The sequence below is a fragment of the Candidatus Vicinibacter proximus genome (genome assembly GCA_016713905.1).
GTDB lineage: Bacteria > Bacteroidota > Bacteroidia > Chitinophagales > Saprospiraceae > Vicinibacter > Vicinibacter proximus.
Window position 1 is genome coordinate 2,278,642 of the sequence record JADJOE010000003.1, and the last position, 22,047, is coordinate 2,300,688.

Below are 22,047 nucleotides of genomic sequence, written 5' to 3' on the forward strand. Positions count from 1 at the left end.
ATTTATGGATAATCGTATACAGAAGGCTGTTATTATCATTTGTCTTCTTCTTGCTACACAATTCGCTGGAAGTTCACAGAATGTTATCTTTTATGCTGGTCGTTATCACATTGAGTGGGATATTTCTAATTGTACTTTAACTACAAGCATCTGTCCGCCCAATACCTATAAAGCCTATGCATATCATCCAAATGGTAATATTGTTTGGATGAGAGCAACTCCACTTCCTGGTAACTTCCAAAGAGTGGCTTACTATATTAGAAATTTTAATACTTGTGACACTACACTTTTATACTCATTTATAAAATACAATTACTCACAAAGTGGTGCTCCTCTAAAAATTGATCATTTGGGTAAAATGTATGCTAAGAACGTTATTGACAGTAGCATTGTGGTGTCAAATTTCATCGGTGACTCGCTTCATTTTTTGTTTAAATGGAAGTTTAGTCCATGGAACATACTTTTCGAAAATGGGGAAATACTGCTAACTCATACAGCTGCTTATACTAGATTTACTCAAAATTATCAATTCATTCAAAATGTTCAATTTTCTGTACCAATTGTCAATTTGACAAAAATGATAATTGATTGTGACTCCAGCTATTACCTTGCTTTAGCTCTTGATATGCCAATGAACGTTTATTTGGATTCAGTAGCCAATCATCCATTTGAATTTTCATATAGTACAGAGTACACCAGAATTATTGCCTATGATCTGAAATCAAATATAGAAATTAAAGAATTCTGTAAAATAAAACTACCATTTACTCAAAACAATTTCATAGGTATTCTAAACCCTCTGGAATTTCTGGATTCAGAAAACGAATGTGATCTCCTGCTCGATCTGGACCGCAATAATTCTTCCGGTCTTTATCCCTATGATTTTGATATTCCCTTTGCACTTTGTGCGCCCAATGATTCCGCTACTCTTTGCGACGACGATCTTTATCTCCACACTTCTTTTCCTCTGGACAGCATCTCCATCCTCCTTTCCAATGCTCTTAATCTGCCGCTGGAATTCATTGCTTCCACAGGTCTCCCGCCGGGATTTTCTTTGCTTAAGCGTTCTGATTCTACCTGGACTTTGTCCGGATCATCCGCATCCGATGCAGAATACACCCTGGCGCTTAAATCACTCCGATATATCAACAATGCTCCCTTCAGAATTTCAGGTTCCAGACAGATCTCCTTTCAGGGTCACAATTCCCTGAAATCAGGTTCTCTGGCCCGTGCTTTCCTCCGTCTGGGAAACAAGCCTTACAGTGGTCCCGATACCAGCATTCACATCTGCTTGCCGGCTCTTGATCCCGTTGATCTTCTTCCTCTCCTCTCCAACGCAGATTCAGATGGACTTTTTTATCCTCCACTGAAGTCCGCCAACAAGGTCTTTGTGCCCGGCTCTGATTCCTTTGGCCTCTACCGGTACATCACTACCGATCTCTTCTGTGGTGCCGATACGGCACAGATACTCCTCTCTGAAGCCCATTCCATTCCCGCTGATCTGGGACCCGATCTGGAGTTTTGCAACGGCGATTCCTTTTCCCTCCTGCTCAACCACCCGGCATTGGACAGCCTGTGGATCAATGGATCTCCTGCCTCTCCTCATATCATTCTCCGCAATCCCGGATCCTACTTCCTGACGCTCAAGTCTAAGGACGGGTGCCTGTCCTACGACACCCTCCTCATTCAAAAGTCCTCCAGGCTCCTCTCACGTGTTGACTCTTTGACTGGGTGTCGCAACGGTTCCTTGGTCTACAAAAACAAAACTTACTTCCCGGGTCAAACTATTCTCGATACCCTGCATGCTGCTCTTTCCTGTGACACCCTCCTCTCCATCTCGCTCATCCCCTCTGATCTGAACTTTACCAAAGTTACCAGACCTCTTTGTCTGAATGAAAAATATATCTACAAAAACATCTCCTATCCTCCCGGTTCTCTCATCAAAGATACACTCTACGCTGCCTCCGGTTGCGATACTTTACTGGAATTGTGGCTAAAACCTCTTCCTTTGCCCGCTGTAAGCATTTTGGGAGATACCCTCCTCTGTGAAGGGGATACTGCTTTGCTCAGCACCTCAGCCTCCGGAAGCCTCCTGTGGTCCACCGGCGATACCACAAGAGCCATTTCCGCAGCACCGGGAAATTATTCCCTCACCGTCACGGATGCCAACAATTGCTCCGCAAGCTCTTCCTTCCGCGTGGACCAGGCACCGCCACTTTCTTACGTCATCACTTCCTACGACCCTCTTTGCAGCGAGGAGTTGGGAAGCGTCCTCCTCAAGGTTTCTTCAGGTGGCATTCCTCCCATTCAATATGCTCTCAACGGGATGACCAATCTTTCCGGCATCTTTTCTTCTCTGCCTCCGGGATCTTACATTGCCACTTTTTCAGATGCGCTGGGTTGTACCCGCTCTGACACAGTCCTCATCCTGCCTCCGCCACTCTTTGAAGTCAACATGACAGACTCCATTACCCTCGATGCAGGGTCTTCCGTCCTGGTGCAATACAGACTCCGCCAGGGCTCCATTCAAAACATCTTGTTCCGGCCCGGTGAAGGAATCGCTCTGGATCAGGGTGGGCTCCGCATTTCCGCAACCACCGACCAAATTTATACCCTCACCTTCATCGACGACAACGGCTGTGAGATTACCAAAACACTCAAAGTCTCCGTCAGACAAAACAATGAATTCTTTGCCCCATTGATCTTCTCCCCAAACAACGATGGCATCAACGACTTTTGGTTGCCTTCCTGGGGCAGTTCCTGGACCAGGGCAGAAATCAAAATCTATGACCGGTGGGGTGCACTCATGGCTTCCCCTCCCCCAGCTCAGGGCTGGGATGGCAATCACCATGGAATGCCTTGCATCCCGGGTGTGTATCTGTTCCACATCGTTCTCTATGATGCGCAAGGTATCTCTACTTCTTTCTCTGGAGATCTTACTTTGGTGAGGTAGGAGATTGTTATGATTCCTTCCATTCGAAGCTTGCAAAATCCATAAATCTCTTAAAATTGGTGTCATGTAAATTTAAGGGGATTAAGTAGAAATTAAACATCTTTATTAATTGAATTAAAAAGATTCAAATACCTCATCATATATTATCGTATATGAAATTCAGTTCGGCCTTTTTCATTTTAGCTAAAACTGATTTAAAAAGCGTTAAAAACAAAATACTGTTTGAACTCGCATGCAGATAAGCTAACAAATAGATGACAGTAAGGCCCAGAGCTATTCCGACTGCTTAATGCGAGTTTATTTTGTTTAGCTTTTTAAATCAGTTTTGGCGTTAAGAAATGAAAACAGCCTTGATTTTTTTTTGGTTCTTTTTTGTAGCAAGACAAAAAAGAACAATAACAAATGGATGGAACTTAGGACAACTTTAATGAATATCAGAATCCTACAAACTAGTTTCTCCCCAAATTTATGGCTTGACCCTAAATAAATTCCGACACTTCATCATATAGATACCGAATGAGAATTTCCGATCGGCCTTTTTCATTTTAGCTAAAACTGATTTAAAAAGCGTTTAGAACAAAATACTGTTTGAGCTTGCATGCAGAAAATCTAAAACATGTATGACAGTAAGGCCCAGAGCTATTGTTGCGGCTTATGGCGAGTTTATTTTGTTTAGCTTTTTAAATCAGTTTTAGCGTTAAAAAATGAAAACAGCCTTGATTTTTTTTGGTTCTTTTTTGTATCAAGTTTATAACAGCGGCTCCGCTCTCAATCCTTTAAAGTAACTTGCGAGATGTAAAGCAGTGTTTACAAAAACCGTTTTTTGTTATGGTGCTCGCAGCCCCTTATCAAGTTTGGTAGTGTTCTTTGAATGACAATCCATTTTGGTGGTTCGCCTTTGGCGATACCCCCGTTTAAGAGCTTATACGATAATTACTCAGAACCTTAACACTGCTTTCGTTTTATTCACTTTAAAATTTTAAGAAAATGAAAGAAAAAAAAAACAAAAGCATTTCCGATTATTTATCCTAACGCGGCAGGTATAGATATATCAAGCAAAGAACATTATGTAGCAGTTAATCCTGAATCCACTGAAAAACCAATAAGAGCCTTTGGCGCCTTTACTGAAGACTTACACGCCCTAGTTGTGTTTTTAAAAGAATGCAAAGTAGATACAGTTGCTATGGAGGCTACCGGTATTTACTGGGTAAGTTTATTTTTAGTATTAGAAGATGCGGGTTTTGATGTTGTATTAGTTACAGCTAAACATGTAAAAAATGTAAGAGGAAAGAAAACAGATGTTAGCGATGCTGATTGGATACGTCAATTACACAGTTGCGGATTATTATCTGCAAGTTTTCAACCCGATAAGTTTACTCGTAAATTAAGAGCATATATGCGTCATCGAAAAAATTTAATTGAAATGTCAGCTACACATATTCGCATGATGCATAAAGCTTTAGAACAAATGAATATTAAAATACAACATGTTATTGCGGATATTACAGGTAAATCTGGACAAGAGATCATAAAATCCATCATAGCTGGTGAACGAAACGCAGAGATATTAGCATCTTGTTGCGATAGTAGAATTAGAGCTCATAAAAAAGAGGGTATTATAAAATCCTTAACGGGGGTTTGGAAAGAAGAACACGTTTTTGAACTAGAGCAAAGTTATTCAATATATCAATTCTATCATGCTAAGCTAAAGGAATGCGATGCTAAAATAGAAGAGCATCTTCGTGAAAAATCCGGAGTAGATACATTTGTGGAGCCCCAAAAAAAAGAAAAGAGTAATAAAAATAATTTGAATTTTAACGGAAAGGAAATGTTGTACGAACTAACGGGGACGGATTTAGCAGAAATTTTTGGGATTACGGAAACAAATGCTATAGAAATTATAAGCGAAGTCGGATTAGATATGAGTAAATGGCCAACGGTAAAACACTTTACATCATGGTTAAACTTAGCCCCGAATAATAAAATATCAGGAGGGAAGGTATTAAGTAGCCGGATTCCAAAAAAGAAAAACCACGCAGGTCAAATATTTAGAATGGCGGCGTTTGCCATACAGCGTAGCAAAAATTGGTTAGCGATGTTTTATAATCGTATAAAAGCAAAAAATGGGGCGCCAAAAGCAATTGTTGCGACTGCAAGAAAAATTGCGGCTATTTTTTATAAAATGATAAAAGAAAGGGTTAAATTTAACCCAATACCAATCGAAAAATATATGGATGGGTTTAAAGAAAATCAAATTAAGAAGTTAAAACGACAAGCTAAAAACCTTGGTTTACAGATAGTTGAAATGTAGTTACTTAAGAGACAAAAAAGAACAATAACAAAAGGATGGAATATTGGACAACTTTAATGAATATCAGAATCCTACAAACTAGTTTCTCCCCAAATTTATGGCTTGACCACAGAAATTTTGTAACCATTCATTGTAGCTATGGAACCTCATTATTATTATTTTTGTTTTCAAATAACTATTATGGAACCACAAGTAACTATTCAAGAATTACAACAGCTCATCAAGGAGTTGGTCATCAGTCAGAAAGAAACTGAAAAACTTTTTAAGGAAACGGATCGAAAGTTTCAGGAGACCGACAGGCAATTTAAAGAAACCGATCGGAAATTCCAGGAGACCGACAGGCAATTTAAAGAGACCGATCGGAAAATCAATAAAACCATTCATCTCTTCGAAAGTCAATGGGGTAAGTTTGTGGAGAGTCTGGTCAACGGTAATCTGATCAGCATTCTCCGATCCAAAGGAATCGATGTACACGACACTACCCAAAGAAGAAAAGGAGAACACAACGGTCGCCAGTTTGAGTTTGACATCATTGCAAAAAATGATTCCGAAATTGTCATCGTAGAAGTTAAATCCACCTTAAACGTGCAGGCCGTTAAAGATTTTCTGGACGAACTCAGTCAGGTAAGAAATTGGCTGGAAGAATACAAGGACTTTAAACTTTACGGCGCAGTTGCTTTTCTGACCGCCGATGAAGAAAGCCCTCTTTTCTCAGAGCGTCAGGGTTTATTTGTGATCAAATCAACCGGTGATTCTGCCATTCTCGTAAACAAAGATGACTTCAGACCCAAGGAATGGTAATCTTTCCATTGTTAAAATTTAAGTTGACATTTAGAGTAGTTCGTGAATTTACTAGAACTATTTAACTTCATTAAACAAATAGTTTTATTCAATTAGTACTGCCGTCGGAACTGACTTTTTGATATTTTTGTTCTAAAATAACTATTATGGAACCACAAGTAACTATTCAGGAATTACAACAGCTCATCAAGGAGTTGGTCATCAGTCAAAAAGAAACTGAAAAACTTTTTAAGGAAACGGATCGAAAGTTTCGGGAAACTGACCGCAAAATCAATAAAACCATTCACCTCTTCGAAAGTCAATGGGGTAAGTTTGTGGAGAGTCTGGTCAACGGTAATCTGATCAGCATTCTCCGATCCAAAGGAATCGATGTACACGACACTACCCAAAGAAGAAAAGGAGAACACAACGGTCGCCAGTTTGAGTTTGACATCATTGCAAAAAATGGTTCCGAAATTGTCATCGTAGAAGTTAAATCCACCCTAAACGTGCAGGCCGTTAAAGATTTCCTGGACGAACTCAGTCAAGTCAGAGATTGGCTGGAAGAATACAAGGACTTTAAACTATACGGCGCAGTTGCTTTTCTGACCGCCGATGAAGAAAGCCCTCTTTTCTCAGAACGTCAGGGTTTATTTGTAATCAAAGCAACCGGCGATTCTGCCATTCTCGTAAACAAAGATGACTTCAGACCCAAGGAGTGGTGAAGCATTTGAGAAAAATAATTCTCCGAATAATAACAATATTTCTATTTCAGAAAAAAATATTTCTGAATCCCGATTCTGTATAAAGGATAAAAATGTACGTATGATTTTCCCAAAAGGGAGAATCCAAGTGAAACATCCACCCGCAGATTTGAATTAAAAATTCTTTGAATTCCGGGATAAATTTCTAAATAATGCCCTCTATTAAATGCGGGATTTTTATTTTCCAATTCTCGGTTATTATATAAGAATTGGGCACTTTGATATTGCTTTCCAAGGAATTCCACATATAGGTTTGTATTGGTCTCTTCATAGGTATTCATCTTGTTTCCTTGCAGCAAATAACCAAATGATAAATGATAGTAAATTGCATTTCCATAAATGAGTTTACGTTGAATTTCTTGTCCGTTGACCGGATCAGGTTCTGATTCTGAATAGGCCACCGGAAAAATCCCTCCGGCAGTTAAACTCAAAGCAAATCTTTTTTCCAACACACTTAATACTATTCCGGCACCAACTCCACTATTGTCATCCATCAGATTTGGTTCGGCTTCGTCGTGTGCTTGCTTTACATTTGACCACTCTCCTATAAGCGCACACCTCAGGTGCCTGTTTTTCCCATCCAAATTAAAAATTCTATATTTTGCAAGTGCATGAAAACCGTTCCAACTAAAAGGATAGGTGACTCCACGTTGCGGAAAATTCGTAAAATAATAGGTACCTGAACTTCCGGTATGCCTGTGCCCTATCAGATCCGGTGGTAATTTTTTTGCATGGTGATTGGAAATACTTCCTGTCAAGGCAATGCTGAAATTGGATGTCAGACCGTACATCAATTTAAAACCGGTCCATGCACGCACTGTTTTAATCTCATAATTTGCCTCGGCAAATCCACGTAATCCTATTACACCCTTTGGGACAGTATTGGCTGATTCTGCCAGTGGAAATAACTCTTGTCCCTGCACCAACGTAAAAAATAAAATAAATCCTGCGACCAGATTTGTTCTGAAAATCATAAAATCAAAATATAATGTCCAGCAGTCTGCATTTTTTTATCCGGATATGTTCTCGAAATGCTCTTCCAATCTTTAGAAGGTAGATATTTCTTTGAGATATACTGAATGTGCATTTGTGTTGCAGGCTTGTACGCTTCTGAATTCAACACTTTAAATGTAAGACTCCCTAATGAAATTTGAATTTCCTCTAACATTTTCCAATTTCTTCCCATCAAATTTCCCCTTACCATCCTTACTGAAAATCCTGCATTTATTACTGCTTTCACCAACTTATCCAAATCACTGACCGAATCTGTAATACGGACCGCAGCAACTGTATTGATTAAATCCATCCTTACATCTTTCACAAAATGGAGACGACGCATACTTTCTTCAACGGTCTTACAACACAGCGAACAGGTCAGACCATTAATGCCTATCTGGATTTCACTTTGTGCAAATAATTGGTTTCCGAAAAAATGTATAAGTAACAGATTCAGTAGGGTCCCTTTAACTGTGAATTTGAACCTTTTTGAATTAATAAATCTCAACTCCATGTTGTCTAATTAATCCGTCTTATCTTTTAATTAGTTATTGAACTTAAACATGCTCTGTAATGAATCAATATCCAAGCAGTATATTTATCATCGATTTTGATTCTTGAAAATTTCAATAAAAAGCAATTGCACGATAATCGGCAAAGCCAAATAAAAAAAATTTTTATTCCTTTACAGAATTCAAATTCTCAACAACTACCGCACAATGTTGATATCTCCTTTTCTCCATTTGGGTTCTTCATCCTGGGCTTCATACTGCAAAGCATAGACATAAACACCCGGATTCAAATCCCTGCCTTGAAATCTTCCATCCCATCTAACCGGCTCACCAATATTCGCTCCGGTTCGTTCAAAAAGCAAAGCACCCCAGCGGTCATAAATTCTCAAGATATTAATCTTGCTTCGATCAGGAAAACGAAAGACTACTTCAAAAAAATCATTTAGCCCATCTCCATTAGGACTAAATACATTCGGAATATATACATCTGATTCTTCAACTTTGACAGTGATGGTCATGTTGTCTTTTATCACACATCCATTTGCATCCTCAAGAGTCAACATATAACTGATGGTATTATCCGGTGCGGAAACCGGATTCAAACAATTGGTGCAAGACAAAAAGTCAACGGGATCCCAGGTAATTTTTGCAGGCACAAAACTTGCATTGGCAACAATATTGACTTGATTTCCTCTAAAAATAGTAGTATCCGCGGGAAGGTTGAGCGCCAACACTGCCGATGGATTAATGGTAAAATTATTGATTACATCACATCCAAAAGGATCTATTACCCTTAAGGTATGTGCGCCCAATGCAAGATTCTTCACCTCCAAATCAGGAGTAAAGTTAACAGGTGGTTTGTTGTCCACAGAAACCATGTATGGCCCAATTCCTGTACCTATGGTAGATATCCGCAAGACACCCGTATTCGCAACATTACATTTCAGGTCTTCCGTGATAAAATTTGCAACGATGGCGGGTGCAATATTTATACTCACAGTCACCACAGAATCACATCCTAAAGAAGAAGGTCTGTCAATGACCACTGTCCCATTTGGACGAGTCGCAGAAAAAAATTGGTTACCTACTTTGATGCTGTCTTTTGCACAAATAGTGGTGGTAAAATTTCCTTGCTTTTCAGGTATGAAATTTACTCTCACCATGATAAAACTGTCACAAAGCCGATGTGAAAATTTAGACACTTTTATGGTTCCGTTTGGTCTTCCAATGTTAAACACTTGTCCAAACAAAACTACAGAATCATTGATGCATGCTGAAGTATCTAATGTGCCCAATGCATCCGGTAGCACGGTAAGTTCAACCTGCACTACAGAGTCACATAAATTAGCAGAAGAGTTAGCCAACAAAATAGTTCCCTGAGTCCTGCCTGATGAAAATTTCTGGCCATGTAGTGTGATGGTATCTGTTCTGCAGATCTCTGCCTTATAAGTCCCCATTCCATTTGGAAGAACGGTCAAACTTACATTGATGATGCTGTCGCATTTTAAATAAGATCCGTTAGGCAATACCAATTTTCCGGACGGTTTGCGATCACTGAAATACATCCCTTGTCCACCTCCAACCAATACACTGTCTCCCGGACAAATAGTTGTTGAAAACGTACTGTTCGGATCTGCAATTAATACTTTCACATTGATCACACTGTCACAGCCCGTAGAAGATTGCCCGGTCAATGTTTGACGGGACATGGTTTTATTCTCATCAAATATTTCGCCATTCAATACAATACTTTGACCTAAACAAATGGCAGTATCTAAATTAAATTCTGCAAAATTCTTTATGGTAATGTTTACATTAATGATACTGTCGCAGCCAAAGACGGAACCGCCCGGAATGACCACCACTCCTTGTGTTCTGTTCTGATCAAAAACTTCTCCCCCAACTGTAATTTTGTCATTGGAACAAATGGTCCTGGAAAAATTGGACAAGCCTCTTTCTGTTCCAATCAATACAATGACACTGTCACAGCCGGCTGAAGTTTTTAAATTAAGGGAGTCCATTGGATTGAATTTATGGATAAGCTTACCCCCGACATTCAGCGTGTCGTCAAAACAAATATTTAATTGTCTTAGCTCTCTGGATCCACTTCCTACTTTCACATCAACAATAAATACAGAATCACAAATACTTACCCCATCTCCGTTGACATTAAAGGAATCTTTGGGGTTCGCAGCGCTGTAAATTTTATTTCTGAAACTGACCGTTTGATTTGCGCAAATGGTGGCAGTGAATAAAGTCCGTACACTTCCGGGGCAAACATAGCAAGGTGAAAATTCTGAATAAACATTGGATGTTGCTGCCGGATTACTCAAATATTGATACGCAGAAATAGTGTGTCTATTAGGATATGCTACATTCAAAGTCCAATTACCTGCACCATTAGCAACTGTCCTACCCAATTCAAACCCTCCCTGACAATTAAGTCCCGGGCAAACATTAGTTGGATTGGCATAGACAGCAATAGAATCATTTGGTCTTCCTGTTCCCTGGATTTGATTTCTGTTGACTTGTGTTATGGTAGGTACAGGAGGCTTAGGTGCACGTGCATTGTTTAGAAAAACCACCTGTCCGGAAATACAGGTCATTCGGTTGCTTGCATGCCTTGCCAAATTGATCAGGGGCTCAAGATTGTTGGTATAAAAATTACTATACTGATTGATGTTGTTTCCTTCAATTCGAAGGTTATAAGTACCCATGGTATTGACCGTGATGAAATCTGTTCCTGATCTACCTGTATTGTTCTGTATATTGAGATCGGTATTACTGGTGCCATTCAACTCAACATCCAAAACTCCTCCGTTGAACCTGTTGGATCTAATGGTAAGCGGTCTGCTGACGGAATTAGCCTGAATACTAAATACCTGTTGTCCAAAAAACCAATTCGTATGCACATTATAAACTCCGCCCCCACTCAAAGTAATCGCATTGGATGGATTCAAAAATGGAATTCCCTGAATAGTATCAAGACCCCCAAAAACGTTCCGGTTTATGGTACAATTTCCACTCTGTACATCGATACAAGTTCTGGTATTCACAAAAAAATTGGAATCAATGTTTACCGGACTTAAGCCTAATGTACCCATAAGTCTAATGGACCCGTTCGTCTGCTTGATGTTTCCCCCAAAATCAGCACCAAAGATATTTTTCCTTAGAATGATATCCATTCCCCGATTCACCTGAATATAGGTAGGATTAAATACCGGAGCTACAGGCTGATCCTCACTGAAAGCGCAATTATAAATTACAGAATTATCGGAGGCATTCGTTGCATCTCCAAATTCAAAAACATGGTCATTTGGAGATACAAAGTTGAAACGGTTGAAAAATATACCGCTGACACTGAACGTATCCCCTAAAATTTTCCAAAAGGTATTCCCAAGAAAATCACGGTTGTTAAAATTAATCACCACTGATCCTAATCCACCGGGTTGTGATTCTCCGATAATCCTGGTCTGCCCTTGATTGATGGTTGGGAATGGGCCTGAAGGGTTTATCACATGGGGCCCCGCGCCTGGAATGTTAAACTGTATCGTACTGGGCAAGCCATCAGCTTCGGCCGCATTTACGGCTTCTCTTAAACTGCAATGCACTGCATTACAAACGCCATCGTCTACATCATTGGCACTGTTGACGGTATAAATCTGTGCCATCAGGCCCTGATTAAATGAAAAAAAGAAAAAGATAAGCCCAAATATGACCATCCTCATATCATTCAAATTTTTGGAATTCCTAAACATTTGCAAAATGATTGCTTTTTTTTCGAAAAAACATCAGGGTATTACCTGATTTTATTTATTAAAGGGGCACAAAATAACCAAAAGATCTCAAATCCTAAGTCATTCTTAAAGCAAATGCCGCTCGGCATGATAAGAGGATCTGACCAATGGACCGCTTTCAACATACAGAAATCCTTTATTCATGCCCATTTCTCTGTATTCCGCAAAAGTGTCGGGATGAATAAATTCCGCCACTTCCAAATGCATTTTGGTAGGCTGGAGATATTGTCCTAAAGTTAAAATCTCGCACCCATGGTTAAGCAAATCGTCCATTGCCAGGGACAATTCATCTTTTGTTTCCCCAAGTCCCAGCATAATACCTGTCTTCGTGCGCTTCCCATATTCCTTTGTTCGCTTAATTTGTTCCAAACTACGGGCATACTTTGCCTGTGGCCGAACCAGCCTATACAGCCTTTCAACAGTTTCCATATTGTGGGAGACAACCTCCTGACCTGCACTGATCATCCGCTCAAGTGCCTGCCAATTGGCCTTCACATCAGGGATCAGGCTTTCTATCGTGGTAGATGGGCAGAGGAACTTAATGCTTGTAATAGTCTGATGCCAAATTTCCGCGCCTCTGTCCGGCAACTCATCTCTGTTGACTGAAGTAAGAACAGCATGCTTAACACCCATTAAACGGATTGCTTCGGCAACTCTAAGCGGCTCATCGGTATCGTATTCTTTTGGTTTGCCCGTTTTGACTGCACAGAAACTGCAAGATCTGGTGCACACATCTCCCAGTATCATAAAAGTTGCCGTCCCAGCCCCCCAACATTCTCCCATATTTGGACAATTACCGCTCTGACAAATCGTGTGTAATTTGTATTCATCCACCAATTGTCTCACCTTACGGTATTCTTCACCAATGGGCAATTTCACCCTCAACCATTCAGGTTTTCTGGGTCTGGGCTCTGGTTTGGACACTAAAGGTAAATCTATCATCTGGTAAAAAAGGGTTGCAATGAAACTTGAGAAAGAAGGCAAAATGTAAAGCTAAATTGAGGAGAATATTGACTCCCAAAACAAACTACTTCCTGCTTCCAAACTGCAAATTTAAGTAAAAGTTCAGGTAGGCAAAAGGATTCTCTCGGGAGGCCATTATAGGCACTCTTTTGGGATAAAGGTCTAATTGAAGTCCAAAATTCAGAGCTCTGACATACTTTTCAAAAGCGCCGGGATCTATCATTATACCCATTCTGCCATAAGCACCGGGAGCAAAACTTAATTCAGTCAACCCTACCCCAAACGAAGAGGCACCTACTATAGAATTCAAGTCCAGAAAAACATCCCTGGTGGCCTCTGAATATTTAATGTTTTCAATATAAAGGATTCCATCCTGATTCTTTATAACCCTTAGGTAATAAGGTTTTAATATCCCCATAAGTACACCTCCTTCCAGTCTCACACCCAAGGCAACGCCTTTTTTCCTGTCCTTTTCTGAAAAATAACGCACAAAGCCTCTTCCGGCTCTAAAATTCCACAAAGAATTTCGCTTACCATAGGTAAAACTGCTAAAAAAACCTCCTCCCTGGTTAAAATTTTTATTCAACTTCACTTCTCTGGGATGCTCCAGGAGACCAAAATCCAGATGAAAATAATTTGTGAGATAATATGTCCTGAGCTTACCGGAATTATACCCAACAAAAAAACCATTGGTCTGAATGGCGAAGTCTACGGACCTTTCTTTATTGTAAATAACCCCTTTCCGTACAGATTTTTGCACAACTGTCCCCTGACCATGTGCATCTACACACATCATAAAAACGCAAAACAGACATAGATTTAACCCTGACCTGCTCATATCAAGCAACAAAATAAGGTTTTTACTCAATTTGAAATGTTTATTTTTACCCTAATTATGACAGACATCCCCATATTAACAGAACGACCCTCCAGGAGGTTGAATTATGTTCTTGATTTTATCAATAGCCAATATAAAGGTCTTAGATTATACAATGTCCAGATACCTATAATCTCTATCCCTGGTGAACCCCTGCTGATCTATTCTTCCCTTCCTCCCACCGAAGGCGTGTTTATAGCCAGTTGTGGCTATTTGGAAGATGGTGCTGCTATGCCAAAATCTAAATTGGTAAAAAGTTTTCCGATGCCCTATATCTTTCCTGCGAAACACAAAGATCTTTTTGGTTTTGATATTTTCGCAGCTATATTCTGGATGCTTTCCAGAACAGAAGAATATGGTCCCATTAAAACTGATGAACATGGGAGATTTGAGGCCAGTAATTCTGCCGCTCACCTGGCTGGAATTCTAAAACTTCCCATAGTAGATCATTGGGTGGGTGAATTGGTCAAAAGCCTCCATAAATTATTTGGAAAAGATTTTCAAAGAATTCCGCAAAAGCAAACTTTTAAATTGACGGTAGATGTTGATCAGGCTTATAAATTCATCCATAAACCGGTCTGGAAAAATCTTGGAGCTTTATTAATGGATTTCCTGACTTTTGAATGGGATGAATTGGCAAACAGATTTTCGATTTTATCACAAAAAAAAATTGATCCATTTGACAGCTACGATCAAATACTAAATTTTGACTTGCCAAAAGATTCTTTATTCTTCTTTTTCCTTTGTGGTGGAACGAGTAAATTTGATACACACCTGGATATACGGACAAGGCCCATTCAAAAGCTGATTGAAAAAATTAAGGCAAAGGCCCTGATTGGTATTCATCCATCCTATTCAGCCTCTACCAATCAAACGGAACTTTCTAATGAAAAGAAAATACTTGAAAAAGTGGGCGGTGAAAAAATTACCCGCAGCAGACAACACTATCTCAAGCTCACCCTTCCGGAAACTTATCGCATGCTCATTGGTGCCGGAATTAATGAAGACTACACCATGGGGTTCTCAGATCAAACAGGATTCCGAGCCGGGACTTGTCACAGTTTCCTATGGTATGATCTAATTAAAGATGAAGTCAGTAATTTAAGAATTCATCCTTTGATAGCTATGGACAGAACTTATCTCAACTATATGAAACTCCGTCCTCAGGAAGCAATCGAAGACATGATTTTACTTTATCAGAACTGTAAACACTTTGGTGGCACTTTTCAACTCTTGTGGCACAACAGCAGCTTTGATTTTGAAGGAGAATGGAATGGCTGGGAAAATGTCCTGGATGAAATAATGAGATTCCATTTTTCTGAAGAACATTAATAAACTTTTGTTTTTCATATTTACAACACCCCATTTAGTTATTTAAAAAGATTATCAAATCTCAGCTTTAAAATTTCTTTCCAAATCAAAAACTATAAGAAAGCAGCACTGAATGATTGGTCCAGACTTTGTTTAAATCTCCTTTTGACAAAGGTGAAACTGTAATCCTTCGATTTAAATCCATTTCATAACCCAAGGATACCTTAGACTTAGGGATCTTATAGCCCACTCCAAAACCTACACTAAATGTAGAATAATTTGCCTTCATTTTCTTTCCATAATTTACCACCTTACCATGAATGGCATATTCCCTTTCTATTGAATTCCACCAGGGAAAACCACTGTTTTCAACCATATATTTAATGGTTGATATATTTCCTATAAAACGTTCTTCGCTTTTCAAATAATTGATCGCTCCCAAATTAATTCCGCAAGACCAAAATAAAGACAAAGCTTGCTGATACAGCAAATTCTTATAACGAGCGCCAATTTCATAGCCACCATCAGGATAATAACTTTCCTTGTAGTAATCGGACGCGCTGGGCGCTTTGCCTTGACTTATGCTAAGGAGAAAGAAATAGTAATCTGCTTCATTAACCGTGTCATTTATAAAGATCGGATTCTGTTGTTTGAAATAAGTTGAACTTTGGTTGTAATCCAACATCAAACGAAAACTGAAAGAAGAGCGCAAAGTCATTTTATGATCATATACTAGCTCCAATTTCTTACCTTGCTGGATCGAATGTCCGGGAACACGAGCCAATTTGGAGAATTTATGGATGTTGGAAAACCAACTGGCAAGGTCAATGGAAAGAGTATTGGGTGATGGATCTTTAAAAGCAACTTTGTCCTGGGCTATTGATTGTGTTAGGGTGAAAATTAATATCAACCATGACATTCCGAGTGAATTAAATTTAACGTTCATAAATTTAGTTTTAATGTGATGAATTTGTTTAGTTTTTCCAATAATGTCTGACAAAGATGTTTGAATAAAATATTCGATATTTCTCTAAAATGGAGAAACTCATATTAAATTTTCTACAATATATCCAACCAAGGGTAATAATAGAAATTGGAGGAGAATTAGAAAAGGCTTTTACCTATTGCATCCGACACCTTAAATGGCTCACCTAAAATAATCCTGATCACAGGTTTGTAAATCCAATTGATACCAACAACAAGATTTTTTGTTATGCAAATATCTTCAGCCGAAGATTCATGGTGATGGTGTTATTCTTTTAGAAGAAAGTACAAATTTCACAGTCAATAACATGTTGAATTCATCAAATAAAATAAAACATATAACACTCAATTTCATCATTAACTCTTATAGTGTTGAAAAATTAAATTTTTTGTTGTATATTCGCTGTTAAACTTATCTCCCCATGAGTAAAATTATCTATAGATTAACTATCCAGCTGAACAGCTTTTTTGAGTCAACGATTTCAGGATTTTGTAAAATTTTGAGTTTCTCGAATATGATGGTGCTTCTCTATTTATTGTCTATGAGCTCACCATTATTTAGCCAACCATGCCTCAAAGATACTATTCCGCCTAAATTGGATCTTTTTCAGAACTTGGAGTGGATCATGAATCCATCTCAACCATACCTGACTACTGCAGATCTCATCAAATCTCTTGATGATGATTGTGACTCTTCCCCAAGATCCTATTTTATAAAACCCATTATCTCAAAATTTTATCCAATCCACTACGCCAACATAGGAAAAAAAGAATATATACAAATTTATGCTTTTGACAAAACCGGAAACAGAGCTGTATCTAATACATTGCTGCATGTAATTTCTCCGGATTGTGCAAATGACAAGATACCACCCATAGTCAATTGCAAAAAATATGCTCAATTTGTGATAGACATTTCTGTTAAAATTCTTGCAAAGGATTTGGTCCTTCCGGAATATTGGGAGAATTGTGGCAGTGTAAATTTCTCCTTTGATTCCCTCCAAATCAGTGACACGCTGATTAGAGATCAAACATTTATAAATAAGGATGAATTAATAAAAGTATTTTGCAGAGACGAAGCCGGAAACATCAGCTCTTGTTTGACTAATGTAGCTTATATCAATGTCGTTGATCCTTGCGCGCTGGATTCTGTTGCTCCATTTATAAAGTGCAAAAAAGAAATTACAGTTGAGATGGGTGAAAATTCCTATAAAGAAATAACTATAAATGAAGTATTAGTAGAAACTTCGGACAATTGTTCTCAAATTTTTACATCATTTTCACCAAATGGTACGAGCGATAAGGTGGTAGTCGGCAAATTTAATACCAATAGTATCTTTAATTTATATGCTACAGACAATTCTGGAAATCAACGATACTGTACGTTCAAGACAAACATTCAATCCTCCATTCCGGACTGCAACAACGATCATTCAGCACCATTTCTTCAATGCAAGGAATCAATAGATATCTATTTACTGGGCAAAAATGACAGTATGCAACCCGGTGACTTTATAAATTTATTGTCTGACAATTGTGATTCCAATCCTGTACTGTCTTTTGCAGAAAAAACTATTCTGTCTTCTATTGACATCCCAAAAAATAAAGCCGGTACAACAGAACAACTGAATGTTTATAGCAATGATCAATCAAAAAATCAATCTGAATGCATTACCCATGTAAGGTATATCCCTTTATTTCATTGCCTTGGGGATTCAATTCCTCCTACTTTAAAATGCGCAGAACAACCTATAGTTTATTTGTCAGATTATGATGCAGATGTCTATCCTTCAAGCTTTTTAGCTGCAGCCTTTGACCATTGTTCTAAGGCAAACTTAAGCTTTGATCCGGAAGGGAAGCTTAGAATTCTCCGCACCTTTAGTGATTTCTATGGAGTTGACTCAAGCTTTGGAGAAATATCCATCTATGGAAAGGATGATGCAGGAAATTTATCCGTTGCAAATTGTAAATATCAAAGAATACAAATGCCATTTCTAATTGACCTCAAAATACCGGTAAAATTATTTTCTACTCTGAATGATGAGGATTTTGAAAAGGTAAGAATTATAATGACAACTGATGCAGGAAATCAGACTATTTCCAATATAAAAAAATATCCAAATCCTTATATTAATTTCTACCTTCGCTCCAATGAAAAAATTATCAACCTTGCAATAGATTTTCCAAAAGATAGTATAGGTAATATATATACAAGCGGCAGTGAAAGATTTGAGACCCAATCAATCATTCTTGGCAAATCCAAATTCAATCAACCATATAATTTTGCTTTTGCAGACTCTGATTGCAATGGAGAAATAAATGTTATAGACATTGTTCAGCAATATGAATTCGCACGTGGAAATCTTTTAAATGACAGCTGTGTGGGGCAATTTAAAGGCCTGTTTATCGATAAATCCGGAAATATAATTGGAAATTCTATCCAATTTAACCATTCACAACCTGATACCTTTGGGGTGGTTCTAAGTACGGTTGGGGTCCTTTACAGGGAGGAAGTTGGACATAAAGCCTTCCAACAAAACCCTGTTCGGGAAATAAATGGTGAAAAACTATTTCTAAGTACAAAAAATATTAATTGTCAATCCGGCCAGCATTATAATATTGAATTTGTGATGTCTGATTCGATGCTGTACAGCGGAATACAGTTTAATATTTCCTACGACTCTTCCTTACTGATTTTGGATACCATTTATTCAAATTTGAACTTGAGGTCCCGAGATTATCATAAATCCATCGGGGATACAAAAATAGTATGGGTAAATATTTACAATCCAAAAATTGGAAATATTGCTCCAAGACTAAGTTTGGGTTGCACTGCAAAGAATGATTTTAAACTCAGTGATGCCATAAGGGACGACTACCAATCAATCAGCAATTTTGCGATGGATAATAATTCCAAAGTGCGTCCAATTAAAATTGATTTTTCCGACATCAATCAAAATCATGAACATGCGTCCGAAGCCAATTACATTTTATGCTTTCCCAATCCAACTACAGAAAATGTTTCGCTGGTAGGTAAAATGGAAGGTGCTTCGAATTGCACAATGGATATCTATGATGCAGGTGGCCTGTTAACCAATCGCCAACTTATAAATCTTTCGGATGGTCGTATTCAGCATGAGATTAGATTTGAGCACAATGGATTGTATCTTGTAAAAATAATGAGTGACAATGGAACTACACTTACCCACAAAATATTGGTAAGTAAATAAACTGGTTGTATCGATCTTAAATCTATCTAAGCAAATTTTTGCCAGAAAATTATACTTCTTTTGATGTTCAAATCAATCTGCTGTGTTTTCTACTGTATAAAAAGTAAATAAATAAACCCAACACCAACCAACTTGCAAATCCTATCCAGTTTTTGACAGGAATCTGTGCCATCATATACAAACAACTCAACATACCCAAAACAGGTATAAGAGAAAGGTTTTTCATAAATGATAAGACAGTCATGATGATCAGAATAAGGGTAAAAATCCACATGGGAATGTTGTGCATAAATCTCTCCCACCGGGATTCATAAATCATGTGCACTGGAAACGCAACTTGCTTCATCAGTTTGATGTACTCCTCCGGTTCCAATGCTTTCAAATATGAAACCAAATCAGAACCCGCAGCGGTATAATCTTTTGGATGATAATACATCACATGGTTCCGAAGCATATCCACTTGTGTACTGTCCATACCCAATAAAATATCCGTAGCCTCAATTGCTTGTGGTTCATTGCGGATGAATGAACTTAGATCATCATGATGATTGCGATACAAAAAAACAACCATCAAAATTATGGCGGCTGGCAAGATCCATTTAGAGTTGATATATGGCGTTTTAAATTTCGCCGGAGGCAAGTCCTTGCGTCCATGAATCATCAAAACTCCACCGCAAACCAAAACAAAAGCAAAAAGCGTTCCGATGGAGCATAAATCTGTGACGGTGGTTAGATTAAAAAATAAGGCCGGCACTGCTGTTATAAAACCGACAACGATGGTAGAAAATGAAGGTGTCTTGTATCGTGGATGAATTTTGCTGAATGCCGGTGGTAATAATCCATCCCGACTCATAGACATCCAGATCCGTGGTTGTCCAAGCTGAAATACCAACAATACGGATGCCATGGCAATGATCGCACTCACTGCAATAATTCCACTCATCCAATCAAGGTGCAATTTTGCAAATACAAAAGCCAATGGATCGCCCACTGCAAGTTCAGAATACTTTACCATTCCGGTCAGCACCAAGGCAATCAGGACATACAAGATGGTACAAATGATTATGGCATACATCATACTTCTTGGTAGGTCTCGCTGAGGATTCTTACACTCTTCTGCGGTAGTCGAAATGGCATCAAATCCGATGTAGGCAAAAAACACAGCAGACACTCCTTTAAGAACCCCTCCAATTCCATTTGGCATAAATGGATCCCAATTCTGCGGATTAACATAAAATGCTCCTACAATAATGACCGCAATAACGATGAGTATTTTTATCACCACCATTATGTTACTGGCATTGCGGGATTCTTTAATCCCTATGTATACCAACCATGTAATGATAAAAATGATCAGCAATGCGGGAAGATCTGCGACAAAATGAAATCCACCCAATACTGGTGCCGAAAGATAAGCCTGATAAGCATTTTGGACATTCATGCCCAAATTTTCCAATGGGGTGCCGGCCTTCATCAGACCTTCTGCTTCAAAATATCCGTTATGTGCAGTGAAGTAATCCATCTGCATCCATTGGGGTAGATGAATGCCCAAGCCGGAAAGAAATCCACAGAAGTAATCACTCCATGAAATCGCCACTGTAATGTTTCCAATGGCATATTCCATGATCAATGCCCAACCAATAATCCAGGCGAAAATTTCTCCAAAAGCAACATAGGAATAAGTGTAGGCGCTCCCAGACACCGGAATCATGCTGGCAAATTCTGCGTAACAAAATGCTGCAAAACCACAGGCCACCGCAGTAAACAAAAACAGAAAGACTACACCCGGCCCACCTTCCGCAGCTGCTGTACCAATCGTGCTAAAAATTCCTGCGCCCACTATGGCTGCAATTCCTAATGCAGTGAGATCCCTTACGGAAAGAACTTTATGCATGTGGTCGTCATGCAAACTTTCGTCTCCGATTTGACTTATTTTTTTTCTTCTGAATATACCTTTTAACATTATCCTTCCGTTTTGTGTCTGAAATTGGTCAGTAAACATACAAAAACTAGCAATTACATCCCTAAATTTGAATTCTAGGCATGATATTTTTCATAATTAGCTATTTTTGGGCAGTATTAATTTAATCACTAACGAATAATAAAAATGAAATTAAGCGGACTAGTATTGATTGCAGGTTTGATGTTGACCTATTCTTCTTGTTCTGATGACACAGGCAGTTCAAACGATTGTGCAGGAGTTGTGGCCACTTACAGCACTACTGTAAAGTCTGTTCTGGATGCCTCTTGTGCTCTGGCGGGTTGTCATTCAGGTACCACGCCTGCAAATGGTTTTAATTTTTCAAATTATACTGGCGCAAAGGCTGTAGCAACCAGTTCTGGGGAAAAACTTATTTGCGCCATCAATCAAAACAGCAATTGCTCTCCGATGCCTAAGGGCGGCAACAAACTGGATGTCAACACCATAAAATTAATTACTTGTTGGGTAGATGCAGGAGCACCACAATAATCTTTGGTCTACCGGTATTCTAAGAACTTCTTCCGGAGGGCGATAATTTATTATAAACAGGTTCAAGAATTTCACGGATTAACCGCCATAAATAGTATT

Annotated in this window: 14 protein-coding genes; 7 read left to right on the forward strand and 7 right to left on the reverse strand. The window is 38.7% G+C overall.

Going from position 1 to position 22,047, the window contains the following annotated elements; translation table 11 throughout:
- Positions 1-4: 4 nt before the first annotated feature.
- The 4 genes from IPJ83_17685 to IPJ83_17700 all read left to right on the forward strand — a co-directional run bounded on the left by IPJ83_17685 (position 5) and on the right by IPJ83_17700 (position 6,769).
- Complete coding sequence (locus tag IPJ83_17685; protein MBK7882364.1) at positions 5-2,953, forward strand: T9SS type B sorting domain-containing protein; 2,949 nt, start codon at positions 5-7, stop codon at positions 2,951-2,953.
- Positions 2,954-3,971: 1,018 nt separating this feature from the next.
- The gene (locus IPJ83_17690) at positions 3,972-5,264 is read left to right on the forward strand and encodes an IS110 family transposase (GenBank protein MBK7882365.1); all 1,293 of its coding nucleotides are present in this window, start codon (positions 3,972-3,974) and stop codon (positions 5,262-5,264) included.
- A gap of 234 nt (positions 5,265-5,498) precedes the next feature.
- On the forward strand, positions 5,499-6,065 hold the full coding sequence (locus IPJ83_17695) for a hypothetical protein (protein MBK7882366.1): 567 nt from the start codon (positions 5,499-5,501) through the stop codon (positions 6,063-6,065).
- 164 nt (positions 6,066-6,229) lie between these two features.
- Positions 6,230-6,769, forward strand: coding sequence for a hypothetical protein (locus IPJ83_17700; GenBank protein ID MBK7882367.1), 540 nt, complete (start codon positions 6,230-6,232; stop codon positions 6,767-6,769).
- A gap of 41 nt (positions 6,770-6,810) precedes the next feature.
- Here IPJ83_17700 and IPJ83_17705 read toward each other — a convergent pair whose 3' ends face one another.
- The 5 genes from IPJ83_17705 to IPJ83_17725 form a co-directional block, all read right to left on the reverse strand.
- Positions 6,811-7,782 carry a hypothetical protein gene (locus tag IPJ83_17705; GenBank protein MBK7882368.1) on the reverse strand — a complete coding sequence of 324 codons (972 nt, stop codon included), beginning with the start codon at positions 7,780-7,782 and terminating at the stop codon, positions 6,811-6,813.
- Positions 7,779-8,318 carry a heavy-metal-associated domain-containing protein gene (locus tag IPJ83_17710; protein ID MBK7882369.1) on the reverse strand — a complete coding sequence of 180 codons (540 nt, stop codon included), beginning with the start codon at positions 8,316-8,318 and terminating at the stop codon, positions 7,779-7,781. The genes IPJ83_17705 and IPJ83_17710 overlap by 4 nt, the downstream gene beginning before the upstream one ends.
- A 195-nt stretch (positions 8,319-8,513) precedes the next feature.
- Positions 8,514-12,044 (reverse strand): gliding motility-associated C-terminal domain-containing protein, encoded by a 3,531-nt coding sequence (locus IPJ83_17715; GenBank protein ID MBK7882370.1) that lies wholly within the window; start codon positions 12,042-12,044, stop codon positions 8,514-8,516.
- A gap of 135 nt (positions 12,045-12,179) precedes the next feature.
- On the reverse strand, positions 12,180-13,055 hold the full coding sequence (lipA, locus tag IPJ83_17720) for a lipoyl synthase (GenBank protein ID MBK7882371.1): 876 nt from the start codon (positions 13,053-13,055) through the stop codon (positions 12,180-12,182).
- Positions 13,056-13,140: 85 nt separating this feature from the next.
- Positions 13,141-13,944: a hypothetical protein gene (locus IPJ83_17725; GenBank protein ID MBK7882372.1), complete on the reverse strand. Its 804-nt coding sequence runs from the start codon at positions 13,942-13,944 to the stop codon at positions 13,141-13,143.
- 27 nt (positions 13,945-13,971) lie between these two features.
- Between IPJ83_17725 and IPJ83_17730 the strand changes: the two genes are divergently transcribed.
- Entirely contained in the window at positions 13,972-15,285 is a 1,314-nt protein-coding gene (locus IPJ83_17730; GenBank protein MBK7882373.1) for a polysaccharide deacetylase family protein, read from the forward strand.
- A gap of 85 nt (positions 15,286-15,370) precedes the next feature.
- Here IPJ83_17730 and IPJ83_17735 read toward each other — a convergent pair whose 3' ends face one another.
- Entirely contained in the window at positions 15,371-16,210 is an 840-nt protein-coding gene (locus tag IPJ83_17735; GenBank protein ID MBK7882374.1) for a hypothetical protein, read from the reverse strand.
- A 460-nt stretch (positions 16,211-16,670) separates the two neighbouring features.
- On the opposite strand from IPJ83_17735, the gene IPJ83_17740 reads away from it, so the two are divergent.
- Positions 16,671-19,478 carry a T9SS type A sorting domain-containing protein gene (locus tag IPJ83_17740; GenBank protein MBK7882375.1) on the forward strand — a complete coding sequence of 936 codons (2,808 nt, stop codon included), beginning with the start codon at positions 16,671-16,673 and terminating at the stop codon, positions 19,476-19,478.
- A 67-nt stretch (positions 19,479-19,545) separates the two neighbouring features.
- Here the strand turns inward: IPJ83_17740 and IPJ83_17745 are convergent, their stop codons facing one another.
- Complete coding sequence (locus IPJ83_17745; GenBank protein MBK7882376.1) at positions 19,546-21,441, reverse strand: amino acid permease; 1,896 nt, start codon at positions 21,439-21,441, stop codon at positions 19,546-19,548.
- A gap of 144 nt (positions 21,442-21,585) precedes the next feature.
- Here IPJ83_17745 and IPJ83_17750 point away from each other — a divergent pair, with 144 nt between their 5' ends.
- The gene (locus IPJ83_17750) at positions 21,586-21,948 is read left to right on the forward strand and encodes a hypothetical protein (protein MBK7882377.1); all 363 of its coding nucleotides are present in this window, start codon (positions 21,586-21,588) and stop codon (positions 21,946-21,948) included.
- Positions 21,949-22,047: the final 99 nt, after the last annotated feature.